Origin of the sequence: Nonomuraea rhizosphaerae, from assembly GCF_019396405.1 — a bacterium.
Classification (GTDB): domain Bacteria; phylum Actinomycetota; class Actinomycetes; order Streptosporangiales; family Streptosporangiaceae; genus Nonomuraea; species Nonomuraea rhizosphaerae.
On the sequence record NZ_JAHKRL010000428.1, the window covers coordinates 1 to 3,366 of the forward strand.

General features: G+C 71.9%; 4 protein-coding genes. 2 read left to right on the forward strand and 2 right to left on the reverse strand.

Annotation, left to right across the window (positions count from 1 at the left end; translation table 11 throughout):
- Window positions 1-50: 50 nt before the first annotated feature.
- On the reverse strand, window positions 51-668 hold the full coding sequence (locus KME77_RS22015) for a type 1 glutamine amidotransferase family protein (RefSeq protein WP_219470742.1): 618 nt from the start codon (window positions 666-668) through the stop codon (window positions 51-53).
- A 52-nt stretch (window positions 669-720) separates the two neighbouring features.
- Here KME77_RS22015 and mads6 point away from each other — a divergent pair, with 52 nt between their 5' ends.
- Complete coding sequence (mads6, locus tag KME77_RS22020; RefSeq protein ID WP_246610465.1) at window positions 721-2,079, forward strand: methylation-associated defense system protein kinase MAD6; 1,359 nt, start codon at window positions 721-723, stop codon at window positions 2,077-2,079.
- Entirely contained in the window at window positions 2,076-2,588 is a 513-nt protein-coding gene (locus tag KME77_RS22025; RefSeq protein ID WP_219470745.1) for a GNAT family N-acetyltransferase, read from the forward strand. Before mads6 ends, KME77_RS22025 begins: the two co-directional genes overlap by 4 nt.
- A gap of 3 nt (window positions 2,589-2,591) precedes the next feature.
- Here KME77_RS22025 and KME77_RS22030 read toward each other — a convergent pair.
- Window positions 2,592-3,366, reverse strand: a 775-nt coding sequence (locus KME77_RS22030; RefSeq protein WP_219470747.1) for a tetratricopeptide repeat protein, incomplete at its 5' end; no start/stop codon positions are given.

Sequence of the window (3,366 nt, forward strand, 5' to 3'; positions counted from 1 at the left end):
ACCCGCCGCATCCGCGGCGGCGGGCCGGTGGGCCGGGGACGTGGTCCCGGTCATGCCGACATCAGCACCTCGAAAGCCGACGCGTCGCTCTGGGCGAACAGCCTGTACCAGGCGTCGAGCACCTTGGGCGGGTAGACGTCGAGGCGGCGGAACACCTCGCGCGCGAACGCCACCGGCTCCGTCGGCCCGGCCGTGACGAGGTCGCCGTCAGTGACCGCGTCGGCCTCGATGTACCGGGCGGAGCCGCCGTACCCCTCCTGCGCCTGCAAGTACTGCGGCGCCGCGCTCGTGTGGGCGCGGTCGTCTAGCAGCCCTTCGCGGGCGAGGCCGGCGGTCGCGCCGCAGATGGCCGCCACCGGGACGCCCGCGTCGAGGAACTCGCGGGCCTTGCGGGCGAACGGCCCCAGGTCGTCGCCCGTGTCCCACCGCTCCGCGCCGGGCAGGATCAGCAGCGCGCTGTCGCGCGGCGAGAGGTCGCCGATCGCCATGTCGGGGACGACACGCATGCCGCCCATCGAGATGATCGGGCCGGCGCCCGGGCCGACCGTGACCACCTCGAACCTGCCGGGCTCGGGCTGGTAGGCGCCGTTGCGCAGGTGGGCGGTGAGGTGCCCGGTCTCCCAGTCGGCCATCGTGTCGTACACGGCGTGGTGGATGATCTGCTTCATGACAACATCTTGTCATGACGACAGCATGTTGTCAAACACATATCGTGCCACTATGGAGCGCATGGCAGAGATCGTCGGCGGCGGACGTCCGGTGAACGACTCCGAGCGGCGGGTGATCGCGTACCTGCGCGACCACGGGCCCGCCGACTGGCTGCTGCTGCACAACGTCGAGGTCCCGCGCGGCGAGGACGTCTTCGAGGTGGACCTGCTCGTGCTGACCGGCCACTCGCTGGTCGTCGTGGACGTCAAGGGCACCCGGGGGCGCGTCGAGGTGTCCGGCACGCGGTGGTTCCCGCCGCGCCGGGAGGCGTTCGGCTCGCCGGTGGCGAAGCTGCGCGGCACCGCCAAGGCGCTGAAGGGGCTGCTGGTCTCCAGGGACACGCGGCTGGAACGGGTGTACGTGGACAGCCTCGTCGTGCTCACCTCACCTGACGCCGAGCTGGTCGATCCGGCCGGGCGCGACGCGGTCAACGTGACCGACCTGCCCGGGCTGCTGGCCACGCTGAGCGACGTCTCCCGGGTCAGGCGCGGGTGCAGCCCCCGCGTGGGGCCGTACATGACCTCGATCCTGGACGCCCTCAACCAGTCCGTACGGCGCAGCACCGCCCCGCCCAGGTTCGGCAACTGGGAGGTGGAGGAGCAACTCGGCGGCGACGCCAAGGTGACCGAGTACCGAGCGTTCAACGTCACGCTGCCGGGCAGCGAGACCGTGCTGCTGCGCGTCTACCAGGCCGACCCGCTGGCCGACGAGGAGGCGCGGGTGGCCGAGCGGCAGCGCATCGCCAACGCCTACCAGTCGCTGGCCCGCATCCCGCCGCATCCGTGCGTGGTGCGCTCGCGCGACTTCTTCGCCATCGACGACGAGAGCCGGTTCGTGCTGGTCCTGGACGACGTGCACGGCGAGGCGCTGCACCTGCGCCTGGGCACCGGCGTGCGGCTGGGCGTCATCCAGGACCTGCTGCGCGGCCTGGCGCACGCGCACGCCAACGGCGTCATCCACCGGGCGCTGACCCCGGCCTGCGTGCTGGTGACCGACGACGGGCACGCGGTGCTGACGGGGTTCGACCACGCCAAGCCGGGGCCGCGCAACTACACCGTCGCCCACGAGCTGGGCAACGTGCTCGACGCCCACTACGTCGCCCCCGAGTGCCAGGAGCGGCCGGACAGGATGACGGCCGCCTCCGACGTCTACGCGGCGGGGGTGATCGCCTACCAGTTGCTCACCGGCGAGCTGCCCGTCGGCCCGGACGTCCACCGGCCCGGCGTCCCCGACGTGGTGCGCGCGATGCTCGACCACTCGCCCGCCAAGCGTCCCACCGCCGCCGAGTCGCTCGCCGCGCTCAGCGGAGGGGAGATGCCGCAAAAGTCAAAGCTCAGGCGGTTTGTCCGTCGCATAGTGTCCGGTTCATGACCATTGCCCTCCACCCCGTCGGGGAGACCGACCTGCCGTTCCTGAACCTCCTGATGAGTGATCCCGACGCCTCGGGCACGCACCAGTGGTACGGCTTCATGAACCCCCATCGCCTGCGCCGGCTCTGGGACGAGAACGGCATGCTCGGCGACGAGGGCGGCACGCTGCTGATCGTCGAGGGGGACGAGCGGCTGGGGCTGGTGTCCTGGCGCAAGTTCCCGACCTCCAGCATCAGCTTCTGCTGGGAGATGGGGCTCATCGTGGCGCCCGAGCACCGCGGCAAGGGGCACGGCACGACGGCGCAGCGGCTGCTGGTGCGCTACCTGTTCGACCACTCGCCGGTCAACCGGGTGCAGGCCGGGACCGAGGTGAGCAACGTGGCCGAGCAACGGGCGCTGGAGAAGGCCGGGTTCACGCGGGAGGGCGTGCTGCGGGGGATCGGGTTCCGCGCGGGTGAGTGGCATGACGGGGTGATGTACAGCGTGATCCGCTCCGACCTCGACAAGTGAGCGCTACACCGGCAGGCTGCGGCGCAGCAGGTCGGCGTGGTTGAGGTAGTCGAGCGCCAGCCCGGCCCGCCCGGCCGAGTGGTGCAGCTCCCCCAGCATCTGCGTGGTGGCGGCCTCCCCGCTCCGGTCGCCGAGCGTCTGGAAGATCTCCAGTGACCGCTCCAACCCCGCGGAGGCGGGCGCCCATTCACCGCGCGCGGCCTGGAGCCCGGCGAGGCTCTGCAGGGCGTACGCGCCGCAGTGCCGGTCGCCGAGCGACTCGAAGATGTCGAGCGCGTGCCGGTGGAAGGACATCGCCTTGTGCAGGTGTCCCATCTGCAGGCACACGCACCCTTCGCGGTGGGCGTCGCCGAGCTCCTGGGCCAGCCGCATGGCCTGCGCCAGCGATTCCGACGCCATGGCCAGATTTCCGGACTTGAGGCAGACCCTGCCGATGGCCTGCCTCGCGAACGCCTCCCCGTGCGGGTCGTCCGCCGCCAGGAACATGGCCAGAGCGCGCTTGAAGTGCCCGAGCGACTGCGTGTGCCGCCCTCTGAACTGGCTGACCGCGCCGAGCCCGCAGATCGAGGTCGCCTCGGCCCGCAGGTCGCCGAGGTCGTGGAAGAGCGCGCGGGACCGGGTGAAGCCCTCGGCGGACTCCTCGTACCGGTCCTGGTAGAGGGAGACCTGCGCGAGGCCGCGCAGCATGGCCGCCTCGCCGTACGTGTCGCCGGCCGCGCGGGCGGCGCCCGGCGCGGCCGTGCGCGTGCGCTCCCACGTCTCCAGATGGCAGTGCGGG